Origin of the sequence: Alkalilimnicola sp. S0819 (assembly GCF_009295635.1) — a bacterium.
GTDB lineage: Bacteria > Pseudomonadota > Gammaproteobacteria > Nitrococcales > WHIW01 > S0819.
Window position 1 is genome coordinate 33352 of sequence record NZ_WHIW01000015.1, and the last position, 15034, is coordinate 48385.

The following is a 15034-nucleotide window of genomic DNA, read 5'->3' on the forward strand; positions in this document are numbered from 1 at the left end:
CACACGGCCGCTTTTTTCCGCGGCACACAAGCGCAGGGCGCTCACTCCACCCCCAGCCGCCGCAAGAACTCCCGCACCCCCGCCACATGCCGCCGGCTGATCTCCAGCCTCTCGCCGCCGTCGCGCAGCACCGCCCACGGCCCGCCATCGCCGCGCTCCATGCCGGCCAGCCAGGCCTTGTTCACCAGGCAATTGCGATGAATCCGCAGCAAACGCCGGGGGTGCTGCTCTTCCAGCTGCTTCAACGACTGCTCGATCAGCTCTTCGCCGCCCGCATGGTGCACGGTCACGTACTTGTGCTCGGCCTGCAGGTAGCGCACCTGGTGCAGGGGCAGCAGCTCCATACCGTCACGCCGACGCACCAGGAGCGCTTCGGCTTCCTCGGTGGGCGGTTCGGGCTGTTTCAGCGCCTGCAATTGCGCCCGGTTCAGCCGCCGCGCCTTTTGCAGCGCCTCTTCCAAGCGCGCCCGGCGCACCGGCTTGACCAGATAATCCACCGCATTGGCCTCGAAGGCCTGCAGGGCGTGATCGGTGCTGGCGGTGATGAAGATCAGCGCCGGGGGCTGGGCGCTCTGGGCGAGCCGCACGGCGGCTTCCAGCCCGTCCATGCCGGGCATGCGGATGTCCATCAGCACCAGCTCCGGGGCATGTTCCGCGGCCTGTTCCAGGGCCTGGCGCCCGGTGCCGGCCTCAGCGACGACGCGGTACTGCGCGCCCAGTTCTTCGATGAGCTTGCGCAGCCGGGTCCGGGCAGGGGCTTCGTCATCGACGATCATCAGTCGCATCCGGCGCCCTCCTGTACGGGAAGTGAATGTCCAGCCGGTAGTCCGGGCCCTCACGGCTCAGCCGCAGATCCGCCGCCTCGCCAAAGGCGAGCTTCAGGCGCTCGCGAACGTTGTTCTGGGCGATGCCGAAGCCCCCGCCCGGCCCCCGGCCAGCACTGGCCGGGTTGCGGATGGTCAGGCGCAGGCCATCACCCTCGCGCGCACCATTCACCTGCACGCAGCCACCCTGCTCGCGGGGCTCCACCCCGTAGCGCACCGCATTCTCCAGCAGGGGCTGCAGGGTGAGCGGGGGCAAGAGGGCATCGTTGGGCAGGGCGGCGGTGTCCCAGGCCACCTGCAGTCGGGCGTCGAGCCGCAAGGCCTCCATGCGCAGATACCCCCGCCCCAGCTCCAGCTCCTCGGCCAGGCTCACCAGCCGCCGCCCGCGCCCCAGCGCCGCGCGGAACAGGTCCGCCAGGTCCTCCACCGCCGCCTCGGCCTTCTCCGGGGCGGCGGGGATCATGGAGGCGATGGTGTTCAGGCTGTTGAAGAGAAAATGGGGGCGGATGCGCGCCTGCAGGGCATCGATGCGGGCATCGGCCTCGCTCAGCAGGCGCAGCCGGGCCTGGTATTGAACCTGCAGATAACGCAGCAGCACGGCGGCGACGATGGCGGCAATGGCCAGCACCCGCAGCACGAACTCGGCACGGGCCGCGGCGGGCTCGCCGAGCAGCACGTGGCCAAAGCCCGCCACCAGGGCGGCGACCAACAACACCAACCCCCAAGCGGCCACGCCCGCCCGGACGTCGCCCAGGCGTTCCAGCAGCGGGCGCAGGATGCAAAGCAGGGCCGCAGAGGCCAGCGCGATCCACTGCACGAACAGGGAAAGCAGCCCCAGCGCGGTCCAGGAGAAGGCCCCCGGCTGTGCCAGCACCAGCACGAACACCAGCAACTCGCCGGTGACCACCACGGCGAACACGCTGCCGATCTGGCAGAAATTGGGCAAGAAGGTTTGCTGCTGTGCCACGTTTTCGTTGTTCTTGTGTAGTTTCCCCGCGGGCGGCATTTTATGCCGTCGCCCCAAGCCCTTATAACACGGGGGGCGGCGGGGAACAGTGATCTTGCTATACTGCCGCCCCCCACGCACCAGCCCGAGGACCGTACGCCGATGACGAAGAAATCCAGCCAGCTGTGGACCGGCCGCTTCAGCGAGGCCACCGATGCCTTTGTGCAGCAGTTCACCGCCTCGGAGCACTTCGACCGGCGGCTCTACGCCCACGATATCCGCGGCTCCCAGGCCCATGCCCGCATGCTCGCCAAGGTGGGCGTGCTCACCGAGGCCGAGCGCGACGCCATCATCGAAGGGCTGGACGCGATCCGCGCCGAGATCGAGGCGGGGGAGTTCCCCTGGGACCCGGCGCTGGAAGATGTGCACATGAATATCGAGAAGCGCCTGACCGATCGCATCGGCGAGGCGGGCAAGAAGCTGCACACCGGGCGCTCGCGCAACGACCAGGTGGCCACCGATATCCGCCTGTACCTGCGCGATGCCATCGCCGAGATTCGCCATCAGCTGATTCGCCTGCAGCGCGGCCTGGTGAGCCTGGCCGAGCGCGAGGCCGCCACCATCATGCCCGGCTTCACCCACCTGCAGGTGGCCCAGCCCATCACCTTCGGCCACCACATGCTGGCCTGGTACGAGATGCTGGTGCGCGATCAGGGTCGGCTGGAAGACTGTGCGGCGCGCATGAACGTGATGCCCCTGGGTTCGGCGGCGCTGGCCGGCACCAGCTACCCCATCGAGCGGGCGATGACCTGCGAGGAGCTGGGCTTCGACTACCCCAGCCGCAACTCGCTGGATGCGGTGAGCGACCGGGACTTCGCCATCGAGTTCTCGGCGGCGGGCGCGATCATCACCACACACCTCTCACGCATGGCCGAGGAGATGATCATCTGGGCCTCGCCGCTCACCGGCTTCATCGAGCTGCCCGATCGCTTCTGCACCGGCTCCTCGATCATGCCCCAGAAGAAGAACCCGGATGTGGCCGAGATCGTGCGCGGCAAGAGCGCGCGGATGAACGGCCACCTGATGGCCCTGCTGACCCTCATGAAGTCCCAGCCGCTGGCCTACAACCGGGACAACCAGGAAGACAAGGAGCCGCTGTTCGACGCCGTGGACACGGTGCGCGACTCCCTCACCGCTTTCGCCGACATGATCCCGAACCTCACGGTGAACCACGCCCGGCTCTACGAGACCGCCCGCGCGGGCTTTTCCACCGCCACGGATCTGGCCGATTACCTGGTGCGCCAGGGCGTGCCCTTCCGCGATGCCCACGAGATCGTCGGCCGCTCGGTGCGCTACGCCACCGAAGAGGGCAAGGATCTGGGCGAACTGGAACTGGACGAGCTGCGCCAGTTCAGCGCCAGGATCGGCGAGGACGTGTTCGAAGTGCTCACCCTGGAGGGCTCGGTGAACGCCCGCGACCATGTGGGCGGCACCGCTCCCACCCAGGTACGCGCCCAGGTGGAAGCGGCCAAGGCGCGGCTGGCGGCGCTCTGAGCGCCGCCGCAGCCCCCCTCAGACCCGCTCGAACCAGGCCCGCACGCCGGCGAAGTCGAATTCCAGCAGGCCGCTTTCCGTGCGGCCGAACCCCACGCTCTGGTGGTGATCGGCCTCGGGCTGGCGGGTGTGCAGCTCATCGCCCCGCACGCTGTAGTACAGGCTGAAGCGGTGGACCCTGCCTTCCAGCGGAATGGTATAGACCAGCTCTCCTTCCGCCAGGAACTCCATGCCGGTGCCTTCCTGCAGCTCGACACCCGGCTCCACCTCCCGCAATCGCCACTCGCCGAACAGCCAGCCCGGCACCTGCTCGGCGCTCATGCCGCACCCCCCAGCACCCGCATCAGCCAGGCCCCGATGGCCTCGGCCTCTTCCATGCACAACTGATGCCCCATGGGGTAGGCATGCCACTCCACCGGGTAGCCCTGCGCCTGCAAGGCCTCGCGGCTGCGCTCGCCCAGGCTGAAGGGCAGCACGTCATCCTGCTCGCCGTGGGCCAGGAACACCGGCAGTTCGGCGTTCGCGGGGTGGGCATCCGCCGCCAGCCGCTCGGCGAGCGGCATATAGGTGGAGAGACCCATCACGCCGGCGAGCCGCTCGGGGTGGCGCAAGGCCGCGTGCAGCACCACGGCGCCGCCCTGGGAGAAGCCGGCCAGCACGATGGCGTGGCTGGGCACGCCACGGTCCACCTCCCGGGCAATCAGGGCGCGCACCTGGGCGGTGCTCTGTTCAATGCCGGCTTCATCCACCGGCGACTTGCCGCCCAGCTCGCTGATATCGAACCAGGCACGCATGGCCATGCCGCCGTTTACCGTCACCGGGCGCACCGGCGCGTGGGGAAAGACGAAACGCACGCCCCGGGTCGCACCGTCACCCAGGGCGGGCAGCACCGGCTCGAAGTCATGGCCGTCGGCACCCAGGCCGTGCAGCCAGATCACCGACGCGCCGGCGTTCTCGGGGCCGAACTCGACCGTCTCCAGCAAAGAATCACTCATGGGACTTGGTCCTTGGCTCACGTAAGACCGGCCATTGTCACTGTATGGCGACGCTTGAAAAAGACCCCAATCGGATCGAACTGGCTTGTTTAGGGAAATCTTTCCCGAGGAAGGCAGCCCTTCCGTCGTGCTTTCAAAGCCATGGGAAAAGGAGGTCAGTCATGACCCGGCATGTAATCTTCGCCAGCGCACTGGTGCTTGCCACCGGCGGCGCCTTCGCCGCCCAGAGCGAGTGGCAAGCAGGCCCGGATAGCCCGCAACAGGTGTCCGCCCAGGAAAGCCGGGACTTCCCGGCCCCGGTGGACGACCAGATGATTCGCCAACTGCAACAGGCCCTGAGCGAGCAGGGCCAGGACCTGCAGACCGACGGCATCTGGGGCCCGGAGACTCACCAGGCGCTGCGCCAGTACCAGCAGGAACAAGGCCTGGAGCCCAGCGGCCAGATCGATAGCGAAACCCTGGCCTCGCTGAACCTGGAGAATCAGCAGAGCGCCGCCATGGAGCAGGGCCAACCGGAGCAGGATCAACAGGCGTCGGTGCAGGAGGACCAGCAACAGGCGGGCGTGAGCGAGCGAATGCAAGATGAAATGTCCGCCGCCTTCGGCGAGGGCGAGCCCGCCGAATACGCGTCTGGCGCGCCGGACGGCCCGCTGGAAGACCCGGACTCCCTGCGGGCCACCGCACCCGACAACATGGAACAGAATGTCCGGCAGAGCATGGAGCGAGCGGAAACCGAGCTGGAGGAAGGCCAGCGGGAGCTGGAACAGCAAGGCTAGCCACCATCCCTCTCTGTAGGAGCGGCTCCTGGCTGCGATTGGGCTGCACCTGCACCGCTAATCGCGGCCAGGAGCCGCGCTTCTACGGGGAATGGTGCCTGATTATCCCGCTCCATGGCGCAGGGGAGACTCCATGCCTGATCTCAACCTGGGGCTGATCGGCAATTGCAGCTTCGCCGCGCTGATCGACCGCCATGCGGTGGTCACCTGGTGCTGCCTGCCGCGGCTGGACGGCGACCCGGTGTTCTGCAGCCTGCTCAAGGGCCTTCGTCCCGGGCGCGACGGCAGCCTCGGGGTGGAGCTGCTGGATCTGGCCCGCACCGAGCAGCATTATCTGGAGAACACCGCCATCCTGATCACCACCCTGTACGACCGCCACGGCGGCGTGGTGGAGATCACCGACTTCGCCCCGCGCTTCAAGCACTACGGGCGCAATTTTCGCCCCGCCACCCTCATCCGCCGCATCCGGCCCCTGGCGGGCAGCCCGCGCATCCTCATCTGGGTACGCCCCCTGTTCGACTACGGCAGCGCCCGGCCGGTGATCACCTTCGGCAGCAACCACCTGCGCTACGTGGGCAGCAGCCAGGTACTGCGGCTGACCACCAACGCCTCGCTCACCGCCATTCACGACGAGATCCCCTTTCTGCTGGAGAGTGACCTGACCCTGCTGCTGGGGGCGGATGAAACCATCGAGCACGAACTGGACGATATGGGCCGGCGCTATCTCAACCGCACCCGGGATTACTGGGAAGAATGGGTGCGTTACCTGGCCATCCCCTTCGAATGGCAGGAGGCGGTGATCCGCGCCGCCATCACGCTGAAGCTCAACGCCTACGAGGACAGCGGCGCGATCATCGCCGCCGTCACCACCTCCATTCCCGAGGCGCCCAACTCCGGGCGCAACTGGGACTATCGCTACTGCTGGTTCCGGGATGCCTACTTCGTGATCAACGCGCTCAACCGCCTGGGCGCGACCAAGACCATGGAGGACTATCTGCGCTACATCATCAACCTGGCCGCCGGCTCCCCGGAACTGCGCCCGGTCTACCGCATCAACGGCCGGGCGGACCTGCACGAGTCCATCGTCCAGGCGCTGCCGGGCTATCGCAGCATGGGCCCGGTGCGCCGGGGCAACCAGGCCTACGAGCAGGTGCAGAACGATGTCTACGGTTCCTGCATTCTCGCCGCCGCCCACATCTTCTTCGACAAGCGCATCCTCCGCCCCGGCGACGAGGCCCTGTTCCGCCGCCTGGAGAGCATCGGCGAGCAGGCGGTGCGCAAGGCCACCGAGCCCGACGCGGGGCTGTGGGAGTTCCGCGGCAGCCTGCGGGTACACAGCTTCTCCACCCTGATGTGCTGGGCCGGTGCCAAGACCCTGGCCAAGATCGCCCACCGCCTGGGGCTGGAGGAATCCACCACCTACTGGGCACGCCACGCCGTGGAGATCTCCCGCATCCTCCAGGAGAAGGCCTGGAGCGACGAGCACCAGGCCTTCATGGCCAACTTCGGCGGCACCGACCTGGACGCCAGCCTGCTGCTGATGCCGGAGCTGGGCTTCATCCGCGCCGACGACTCGCGCTTCATCGGCACCGTGAAGGCCATCGAGAACCAGCTGCGCAAGGGGGATTTCCTGTTCCGCTACGTCCAGGAAGACGACTTCGGCTACCCGGAGAACGCCTTCACCACCTGCACCTTCTGGTACATAGACGCACTCTGCGCCATGGGCCGGCGCGACGAGGCCCGGGCGCTGTTCGAGAACCTGCTCGCCAGCCGCAACCCGCTGGGGCTGCTCTCCGAGGATCTGGACCCGAAAACCGGGGAGCTTTGGGGGAACTTCCCGCAGACCTATTGCATGGTGGGGCTGATCAACTCGGCCATGAGGCTGAGCCGGCCTTGGGAAGAAGCCTATTGATACCGGAAGGTTCGCGGCCATGGGCCGCTCCTACCGAGAAGGCGCCCCACCTTTCCCTTCACCACCCGCCCCCCGCTATACTGCCCGGCGTATTCAAACGGGGGTCCCCATGCGCACCAAGTCCATCCTCCTCCTCTCGCTGCTTCTGCTCACCGTGCTCCTCAGCGCCTGCGGCCAGAAGGGCCCGCTGTACCTGCCCGAACCCGACGAGCAGGAGCAAGGCCAATGATGGACGCCCTGACCCGCCGCGAGGACGGCCTGTACCTGGAAGACTGCCGCCTGCAGACCCTGGCCGAAGAGCATGGCACCCCCTGCTACGTCTACTCCCGCGCCGCCATCGAGAGCGCCTGGCGCGCCTTCGACCAGGCCTTCGCCGGGCAGGACCACCTGATCTGCTACGCCGTGAAGGCCAACTCCAACCTGGCGGTGCTGAACCTGCTCGCCCGGCTGGGCTCGGGCTTCGACATCGTCTCCGGCGGCGAGCTCGCCCGGGTGCTCGCCGCCGGCGGCGACCCGGCGAAAGTGGTGTTCTCCGGGGTGGGCAAGACCGCCGAGGAGATGCGCCTGGCGCTGGAGCACAACATCCTCTGCTTCAACGTGGAATCCGAACCGGAGCTGGAGCGGCTCAACGCCGTCGCCGGCGAGCTGGGCCGCATCGCCCCGGTCTCCCTGCGGGTAAACCCGGATGTGGACGCCCAGACCCACCCCTACATCTCCACCGGGCTGAAGGAGAACAAGTTCGGCATCGAGTTCGACCGCGCCGAGGCCGCCTGCCAGCGCGTGGCCGAGCTGCCGAACCTGCACCTCGCGGGCCTGGACTGCCACATCGGCTCCCAGCTCACCAGCACCCGGCCCTTCGCCGATGCGCTGGGGCGCATCCTCGCGCTGCTGGAGCGCCTGGAGGCCCAGGGCTTCTCCGTGGAGCACCTGGACATCGGCGGGGGCCTGGGCATCCGTTATCAGGATGAAACCCCGCCCGCGCCCGCCGAGTACGCCGCCGCCATCCTCGAACGTCTGGGTGACCGTCAGATCAAGCTGCTGATGGAGCCGGGCCGAGCCATCGTCGGCAACGCCGGCGTGCTGCTCACCCGGGTGGAGTATCTCAAGCACACCCCGCACAAGAACTTCTGCGTGGTAGACGCGGCCATGAACGACCTGCTGCGCCCGGCCCTGTACCAGTCCTGGCAAGGCATAGAGCCGCTGCGCCCGCGGGATGCGCCGAGCCAGCGCTACGATGTGGTCGGCCCGGTGTGCGAGACCGGCGATTTTCTCGGCAAGGACCGGGACCTGGCGGTGGAAGCGGGCGATCTGCTCGCGGTGCGCTCCTCCGGCGCCTATGGTTTCGTCATGAGCTCCAACTACAACAGCCGCCCCCGGGCCGCGGAACTGCTGGTGGATGGCGAGCGCGTGCACGTGGCCCGACGCCGGGAAACCGTGGAAGAGTTGTGGCAAGGCGAGGCGGTGTTGCCGGCCTAAGCGCCGACACACGCCCATTGCGAATGGACGGACGATGCTGATGCTGCGAACCGAATTGCTGCTGCTGGTCCCGGTCCTGCTGTTCTTCGCCTACTGGCTGTATCGCTCGCTGGCGCGTTTCGTGGGCCAGGGGGGCCGCGTGCAACTGCGCGGCCTGCTGTGGCTGGTGGTACTGATGGGCCTGATGGCCCTGGCCGTATTGCTGATGAAAAGCGAGGCGTGATGGAACTGAACTTCACCAAAATGCACGGTTTGGGCAACGACTTCGTGGTCATCGACGCCGTGCGCCAGCGCGTAAACCTGAGCACCGAGCAGATCCGCCACCTGGCCGACCGGCGCTATGGGGTCGGCGCCGACCAGATCCTGCTCGCCGAAACCAGCCAAAAGCCCGGTGCCGACTTCCGCTACCGCATCTTCAACGCCGACGGCGGCGAGGTGGAGCAGTGCGGCAACGGCGTACGCTGCCTGGGCCGCTTCCTGCGCGAGCAGGGCCTGAGCGAGAAAAGTGAACTGGTGGTGGAGACCCTGGCCGGCGATACCCGCATCCAGCTGCGCGAGGATGGCCAGGTGGCGGTGAACATGGGCCCGCCGGTGCTGAGCCCCGCCGACATCCCCTTCGAGGCAGAAGCCCGCGCCAGCCACTACCCGCTGGCGGTGGGCGGCGAGACCCACCAGATCGGTGCCGCCTCCATGGGCAACCCCCATGCCGTGCTGCGGGTGAGGGACCTGGAGAACGCCCCGGTGGCGCATCTGGGCGCGCTGATCGAATCCCACCCCCGCTTTCCTCGGCGGGTGAACGTGGGCTTCATGCAGGTAAAGCGCCGCGACCACGTGCGACTGCGGGTGTTCGAGCGCGGCGTGGGCGAGACCCGCGCCTGTGGCACCGGCGCCTGCGCCGCCGCCGTGGTCGGGCAGATACAGGGCCTGCTGGATCAGCGGGTCACCGTGGAGCTGCCCGGCGGGCCGCTGCTGATCGAATGGGCGGGCGAGGGGGAGCCTGTGTGGATGACCGGGCCGGCGGTGACGGTGTTCGAGGGGCGAATCACGCTGCCCTGAACACCGCAGTGGCCGCCGGACTCCTCTTCATGCCGACCTGGAAGCCGCGTTGTTCACGAAGCGTATCAGGGGCGGGTGATCAAGAACCGTGCGAATAACGCGCGCCCCTTCCGGGCCCTCGATTTTCAATCGTGCCCGATACGCTGGCCAGTGCGCCGCCGTCATTCTCACCCTGCTATCGCGCAGATTTACCGACAACGGCTCCTCCAAGGCGAGATGCAAGTCACTCCCTTCCAGCCGGGCAAGCAGCATGCGCTCGCCAGGCAGAAATTCAGTCAACACGGCTGTATCGGTCAACAGCCAGAAGGCGATCGACGACACGACGATTACTGAAAGGGAGGGGAGCAGCCCCGAAACATGTCTCCAAGCTACCACAGCCAGCGCGAACACGAGCACAATCGACACGTAACGAAGCAGCAGCCGCAACCAAAAGGATTGGTATGCTTCACGGGTGCCTGCACGAATAGTCAGAGTGTCATCAATGGGTGTTGGCACGACGATACAGTTCCTGTTCTATCTGTCCACGAGCCGTATCGTTCATCCAATAGAAGCCCCAAATACCGATGGTGGGCAACACTCCATAAGACGACCACAATGCATCCCGCGCTCGCAATCGTTTCAATAAATCACCAAAAGACTGAAAACTGTAGCCAAGCCCCAGATACCCTAGCCAATCGACTATCGCGGACAAGAATCGTTGTTGCTGCAACAATTCCTCAGTAGTAAGTGACCATACTCCCCAGTCGGGATTGACGATCGGCAGCAACACCTTGCTCATCAACAGGTCTTGCCTGCGTACCGGCAAGGCGCGTATACGACGAATCACGTTCTCTTTCTGCTTCCTGTCGAGGTGCCGATAAAGACAAATATCAGTCAGCAGCGCACTGGCTCTATCCGCCGTAAGACCGGATAGCCAAGCGGGAGGCACATACATCAACTGCGCCAGGAAGACAGCTTTGGCGTGCGGGCTTGCTGGCATGCGGTAGGGTAATTTCGGGCTGAACACGGGACCTCCTTGTCCGCGTTTATTGTTGGATGGCTCACTTTCCGCTGTGAGTAGCGCATGTAACTAAACACCACAGAGCGACCAAAGACCAGTCGCGCTCGGTTTCCCTTGGTTCCCCACACCCCGCATCTGCTATGCTCCCCGCCATGAAAACCGCCGGGTCACACGGCGGCAAGGCAGGGGGAAACACAGCCGATGAGCGCACAGCAGAGCAGCAAGCAGGCCGAGCCGGCCAGCCCGGAAGACACCGTCGCCGACTACCTGGCCGACAACCCGGAGTTCTTCCAGAACCGCCCCGAACTGCTGCAATCCCTCAGCATCCCCCACGAAGTGGACGGCGCGCTCTCGCTTATCGAGTACCAGGTGCGCAGCCTGCGCCGGCGCAACGAGGAGCTCCACGACAAGCTCCACGAGCTGCTGGACGTGGCCCGGGACAATGACCGGGTCTCCGAGCGCCTGCACCGCCTGACCCTGGAGCTGATGAGCGCCGACAGCCTCGACGGCGCGGTGGTGGCGCTGAAGGAAGGCCTGCGCGGCGAGTTCCAGGCCGATGTGCTGCGCCTGTGCCTGTTCGACCAGGCCGCCGCCGGCCACCCGGACCACCTGCCCGCCCAGGGCGAGCAGGCCCAACACCTGCGCAAGCTCGCCGGCCGGGGCGAGCCGGTCTGCGGCAAGCTCCCCCGGGAGCAGCTGGATTTCCTCTTCGGCGAGGCCGCGACCGCCGTGGGCTCCAGCGCCCTGATTCCGCTGCAGGACCAGGGCACCCTGGGCCTGCTCGCGGTGGGCAGCTACCAGGCCGACCGCTTCCACCGCAACCAGGGCACGGTGTTCCTGCGCCGCCTGGGCGCGCTCAGCGCCCGATCCCTGCAACTGCGGCTGCGCTGAGCGCCCCATGGAAGCCCGCGCCCGGCAAAGCGTGCAGGGCTTTCTCGCCCATCTGCGCAACGAGCGCCGGCTCTCCCCCCACACCGTCAGCAATTACCGGCGCGACCTGGAGCACCTGCTGGCCTGGTGCGAGGCACGCAGCCTTGGCCACTGGTCGACGCTGGACGCCGGCCACATCCGCCGCTACATCGCCGACGGCCACCGCGGGGGGCTGGGCGGGCGCTCGCTGGGCCGGCGCCTGTCCGCCATCCGCAGCTTCTACCGTTACCTGATCCGCGAGGGCGAGGCCGGCTTCGACCCCGCCGCCGACATCCGCCCGCCCAAGTCCCCGCGCCGCCTGCCCCGGGTGCTGGACGTGGACGAGATGAGCAGCCTGCTCGACGGGCAGCCCGCCGATGATCTGCAACTGCGCGATCAGGCGATCTTCGAGCTGGCCTACTCCAGCGGCCTGCGCCTGGCGGAACTGGCGGGTTTGGACCTGCACGATGTGGATCTGGGGGAGGGCCTGGCGCGGGTTACCGGCAAGGGCGCGAAGAGCCGCGATGTGCCGGTGGGGGGCAAGGCGATAAAAGCATTGCAGGCCTGGCTGCAGAAACGCGCTCTTTACGCCGAAGCCGAGCAGCCGGCGCTGTTCGTCACCCGCCAGGGCGCGCGGCTCTCGGCGCGCAGCATCCAGAGCCGCCTGCGCGGGCTGGCCCGCCGCCGCGGCCTGGGCCGGCAGGTGAACCCGCACATGCTCCGCCACTCCTTCGCCAGCCACGTGCTGGAATCCAGCGGTGACCTGCGCGCCGTGCAGGAACTTCTGGGGCATGCGGACATCAGCACCACCCAGATCTACACCCATCTGGACTTTCAGCATCTCGCCGAAGTCTACGACCGGGCGCATCCGCGGGCGAAGAAGAAGCCTGAGTAGCTTAAGCTCAAACTCCACAATAAGGACTCCTCATGACACGTGCCGCCTTGATCGCCATCGTCTTTTCCTTCGGCCTTGTCGCCGGATGCGCCTCCGTGCCGCCACCCAGTGGCCCCCGGCTCTCCGGTGTCGAAACGCCCTCCGATCCGAACCAGGCCGTTCTATATATCTACAGAACCGAAGCCGAATACCGCCAGAACCGTGCCCTCTTGTTTCCGGCCATATTGAACGGCCGTACCGTGGCGGAGCTCACGGAAAACGCCTATGTGTCGATGGTCGTCGAACCCGGCAAACATGTCATACACACCCGAACCGAGAAGGTCGACAAGAAGACCGAGCTGGACGTAAAGCCGGGGGACGCGCTCTTCCTGCGGGTTAGATACTACATGCGCCCATCGTTTTGTTTTTGTTCATATACCAAATTTGAACTTGTCGACGAGTCGCAAGCACGGGCTCAGCTGGCGGGGACGCGCCGGGAAATCGAACGGTTTTACGCCCACTGAACCCTGGCTTTCCTCTGGGTCAGGTGGAATCGCGGCCAAGAGCCGCCCCTACGGGAGAGCGCCCTGTAGGAGCGGCTCTTGGCCGCGAATCCCCCTTACCCCCACCCCCACCCATACAAGAACACCCCCCGCGCCCCCATCCCTGCTTGATGTACAATGCCGCCCAACATCTCTAGAGCAAGCAGGAGCCGTCTGTGGAACAGTTCCGAGGCACCACCATACTCGCCGTGCGCCGCAATGGCCGGGTCGTGATCGGCGGCGACGGCCAGGTCACCCTGGGCAACACCGTCATGAAGGGCAATGCGCGCAAGGTGCGCCGTCTGTACCGGGAACAGGTGCTGGCGGGCTTCGCCGGCGGCACCGCCGATGCCTTCACCCTGTTCGAGCGCTTCGAGGGCCAGCTGGAGAAGCAGCGCGGCAACCTCACCCGCGCCGCGGTGGAGATGGCCAAGGACTGGCGCTCGGACCGGGTGCTGCGCAAGCTCGAAGCGCTGCTGCTGGTGGCCAACCCCGAAGGCATTCTGATGATCTCCGGCAACGGCGATGTGGTGGAGCCGGAGCAGGATCTCATCGCCATCGGCTCCGGCGGCGCCTTTGCCCAGTCCGCCGCCACCGCGCTCTATGAGAACACCGAGCTGGGCGCGCGGGAGATCGTCGAGAAATCCCTCGGCATCGCCGCCGATATCTGCATCTACACCAACCGGCAGCTCACCATCGAGGAGCTCGACGCCTGAGCGCCGCGCCAACGCACACACAGGGAGTAGCCTCACCCATGTCGGAGATGACCCCGCGGGAGATCGTCCAGGAACTGGACCGCTTCATCATCGGCCAGGCCAAGGCCAAGCGCTCGGTGGCCATCGCCCTGCGCAACCGCTGGCGGCGCATGCAGGTGGACGAAGCCCTGCGCCCCGAGATCACCCCGAAGAACATCCTCATGATCGGCCCCACCGGTGTCGGCAAGACCGAGATCGCCCGGCGCCTGGCCAAGCTCGCCCGCGCCCCCTTCATCAAGGTGGAGGCGACGAAGTTCACGGAAGTGGGCTATGTGGGGCGGGATGTGGAATCCATCATCCGCGATCTGGTGGACATGTCCATCAAGCTCACCCGGGAGGAGGAGATGGCCAAGGTGCGGGTGCGCGCCGAGGACGCCGCCGAGGACCGGCTGCTGGACGCGCTGCTCCCCCGGGCCAGCAACTGGGACGAGGAATCCGCCGATTCCGGCACCCGCCAGAAGCTGCGCAAGAAGCTGCGCGAGGGGGATCTGGACGAGCGCGAGGTGGAGATCGAGATCCGCCAGGCCCCCGTGGGCGTGGACATCATGGCCCCGCCGGGCATGGAGGACATGACCAGCCAGCTGCAGAGCATGTTCCAGAACCTCTCGGGCGAGCGCACCAAGGCGCGCAAGCTGAAGGTGAAGGACGCGGTGAAGGTCCTGGTGGACGAGGAGGCCGCGCGCCTGGTCAACGAGGACGAACTCAAGTTGAAGGCCGTGCAGCGGGTGGAGCAGAACGGCATCGTCTTCCTCGACGAGATCGACAAGGTCTGCCGGCGCGGCGGCGGCGAGACCAGCGGCGGTGACGTCTCCCGCGAAGGCGTGCAGCGCGATCTGCTGCCCCTGGTGGAGGGCGCCACCGTATCCACCAAGCATGGCATGGTGCGCACCGACCACATCCTGTTCATCGCCTCCGGCGCTTTTCACCTCGCCAAGCCCTCGGACCTGATCCCCGAGCTGCAGGGCCGCCTGCCCATCCGGGTGGAGCTGGAATCGCTCTCGGTGGAGGATTTCGTGCAGATCCTCACCGCCACCAGCGCCTCCCTGGTCACCCAGTACCAGGCGCTGCTCGCCACCGAGGGCGTGGACCTGCAGTTCACCGACGAAGGTGTCGCGCGCATCGCCGAAGTGGCCTGGGAGGTGAACGAGCGCATCGAGAACATCGGCGCCCGGCGCCTGCACACGGTCATGGAGCGGCTGCTGGAGGCCATCAGCTACGAGGCCTCGGACCGGGACGGCGACGTGGTGCGGGTGGACGCGGATTACGTCGAGGAACACCTGGCGGATCTGGCCCGCAACGAGGATCTGAGCCGGTACATACTCTGATGACCGGCTGCGGGCGGTTTGTAACCACAAAGGCACAGAGGGTTCACGGAGGAAGACTCTTTCCTGCTCCGTGCAACTCCGTGCTCTCTG

18 protein-coding genes are annotated in these 15034 nt (G+C 66.7%); 12 read left to right on the forward strand and 6 right to left on the reverse strand.

Going from position 1 to position 15034, the window contains the following annotated elements; genetic code table 11:
- Positions 1 to 41 precede the first annotated feature (41 nt).
- Both GBG68_RS11920 and GBG68_RS11925 read right to left on the reverse strand, forming a co-directional pair.
- Positions 42 to 785: a LytR/AlgR family response regulator transcription factor gene (locus GBG68_RS11920; RefSeq protein WP_152147627.1), complete on the reverse strand. Its 744-nt coding sequence runs from the start codon at positions 783 to 785 to the stop codon at positions 42 to 44.
- Complete coding sequence (locus GBG68_RS11925; RefSeq protein ID WP_193222318.1) at positions 763 to 1791, reverse strand: sensor histidine kinase; 1029 nt, start codon at positions 1789 to 1791, stop codon at positions 763 to 765. The genes GBG68_RS11920 and GBG68_RS11925 overlap by 23 nt, the downstream gene beginning before the upstream one ends.
- A gap of 141 nt (positions 1792 to 1932) precedes the next feature.
- Between GBG68_RS11925 and argH the strand changes: the two genes are divergently transcribed.
- Positions 1933 to 3324 carry an argininosuccinate lyase gene (argH, locus tag GBG68_RS11930; protein ID WP_152147629.1) on the forward strand — a complete coding sequence of 464 codons (1392 nt, stop codon included), beginning with the start codon at positions 1933 to 1935 and terminating at the stop codon, positions 3322 to 3324.
- An 18-nt stretch (positions 3325 to 3342) separates the two neighbouring features.
- On the opposite strand, the gene GBG68_RS11935 is transcribed toward argH, so the two are convergent.
- Positions 3343 to 3645, reverse strand: a complete 303-nt coding sequence (locus tag GBG68_RS11935; RefSeq protein WP_152147631.1) for a hypothetical protein — start codon at positions 3643 to 3645, stop codon at positions 3343 to 3345.
- The gene (locus GBG68_RS11940; protein WP_152147633.1) at positions 3642 to 4319 is read right to left on the reverse strand and encodes an alpha/beta hydrolase; all 678 of its coding nucleotides are present in this window, start codon (positions 4317 to 4319) and stop codon (positions 3642 to 3644) included. The genes GBG68_RS11935 and GBG68_RS11940 overlap by 4 nt, the downstream gene beginning before the upstream one ends.
- Positions 4320 to 4480: 161 nt before the next feature.
- On the opposite strand from GBG68_RS11940, the gene GBG68_RS11945 reads away from it, so the two are divergent.
- The 6 genes from GBG68_RS11945 (at position 4481) to dapF (ending at position 9539) form a co-directional block, all read left to right on the forward strand.
- Positions 4481 to 5095, forward strand: coding sequence for a peptidoglycan-binding domain-containing protein (locus GBG68_RS11945; protein WP_193222319.1), 615 nt, complete (start codon positions 4481 to 4483; stop codon positions 5093 to 5095).
- 91 nt (positions 5096 to 5186) lie between these two features.
- Complete coding sequence (locus tag GBG68_RS11950; protein WP_226801788.1) at positions 5187 to 7007, forward strand: glycoside hydrolase family 15 protein; 1821 nt, start codon at positions 5187 to 5189, stop codon at positions 7005 to 7007.
- A 109-nt stretch (positions 7008 to 7116) separates the two neighbouring features.
- Entirely contained in the window at positions 7117 to 7236 is a 120-nt protein-coding gene (lptM, locus tag GBG68_RS11955) for an LPS translocon maturation chaperone LptM (protein ID WP_152147639.1), read from the forward strand.
- Positions 7236 to 8483, forward strand: a complete 1248-nt coding sequence (gene lysA, locus GBG68_RS11960) for a diaminopimelate decarboxylase (RefSeq protein ID WP_152147704.1) — start codon at positions 7236 to 7238, stop codon at positions 8481 to 8483. The genes lptM and lysA overlap by 1 nt, the downstream gene beginning before the upstream one ends.
- A 40-nt stretch (positions 8484 to 8523) precedes the next feature.
- Entirely contained in the window at positions 8524 to 8706 is a 183-nt protein-coding gene (locus GBG68_RS11965) for a hypothetical protein (protein ID WP_152147641.1), read from the forward strand.
- Positions 8706 to 9539 carry a diaminopimelate epimerase gene (gene dapF, locus GBG68_RS11970; RefSeq protein ID WP_152147643.1) on the forward strand — a complete coding sequence of 278 codons (834 nt, stop codon included), beginning with the start codon at positions 8706 to 8708 and terminating at the stop codon, positions 9537 to 9539. The genes GBG68_RS11965 and dapF overlap by 1 nt, the downstream gene beginning before the upstream one ends.
- A 27-nt stretch (positions 9540 to 9566) precedes the next feature.
- Here the strand turns inward: dapF and GBG68_RS11975 are convergent, their stop codons facing one another.
- Positions 9567 to 10034, reverse strand: a complete 468-nt coding sequence (locus GBG68_RS11975; RefSeq protein WP_152147645.1) for a hypothetical protein — start codon at positions 10032 to 10034, stop codon at positions 9567 to 9569.
- Complete coding sequence (locus GBG68_RS11980; protein ID WP_152147647.1) at positions 10018 to 10545, reverse strand: hypothetical protein; 528 nt, start codon at positions 10543 to 10545, stop codon at positions 10018 to 10020. Before GBG68_RS11980 ends, GBG68_RS11975 begins: the two co-directional genes overlap by 17 nt.
- Positions 10546 to 10740: 195 nt before the next feature.
- Here GBG68_RS11980 and GBG68_RS11985 point away from each other — a divergent pair, with 195 nt between their 5' ends.
- The 5 genes from GBG68_RS11985 to hslU all read left to right on the forward strand — a co-directional run bounded on the left by GBG68_RS11985 (position 10741) and on the right by hslU (position 14944).
- The gene (locus GBG68_RS11985; RefSeq protein WP_152147649.1) at positions 10741 to 11430 is read left to right on the forward strand and encodes a DUF484 family protein; all 690 of its coding nucleotides are present in this window, start codon (positions 10741 to 10743) and stop codon (positions 11428 to 11430) included.
- Positions 11431 to 11437: 7 nt separating this feature from the next.
- Positions 11438 to 12343, forward strand: a complete 906-nt coding sequence (xerC, locus tag GBG68_RS11990) for a tyrosine recombinase XerC (RefSeq protein ID WP_152147651.1) — start codon at positions 11438 to 11440, stop codon at positions 12341 to 12343.
- Positions 12344 to 12375: 32 nt separating this feature from the next.
- Positions 12376 to 12846: a DUF2846 domain-containing protein gene (locus GBG68_RS11995; RefSeq protein ID WP_152147653.1), complete on the forward strand. Its 471-nt coding sequence runs from the start codon at positions 12376 to 12378 to the stop codon at positions 12844 to 12846.
- 194 nt (positions 12847 to 13040) lie between these two features.
- Positions 13041 to 13580 carry an ATP-dependent protease subunit HslV gene (hslV, locus tag GBG68_RS12000; RefSeq protein WP_152147655.1) on the forward strand — a complete coding sequence of 180 codons (540 nt, stop codon included), beginning with the start codon at positions 13041 to 13043 and terminating at the stop codon, positions 13578 to 13580.
- A 38-nt stretch (positions 13581 to 13618) separates the two neighbouring features.
- A complete protein-coding gene (hslU, locus tag GBG68_RS12005; protein ID WP_152147657.1) occupies positions 13619 to 14944 on the forward strand; it encodes an ATP-dependent protease ATPase subunit HslU in 1326 nt (441 codons plus the stop codon).
- Positions 14945 to 15034: the final 90 nt, after the last annotated feature.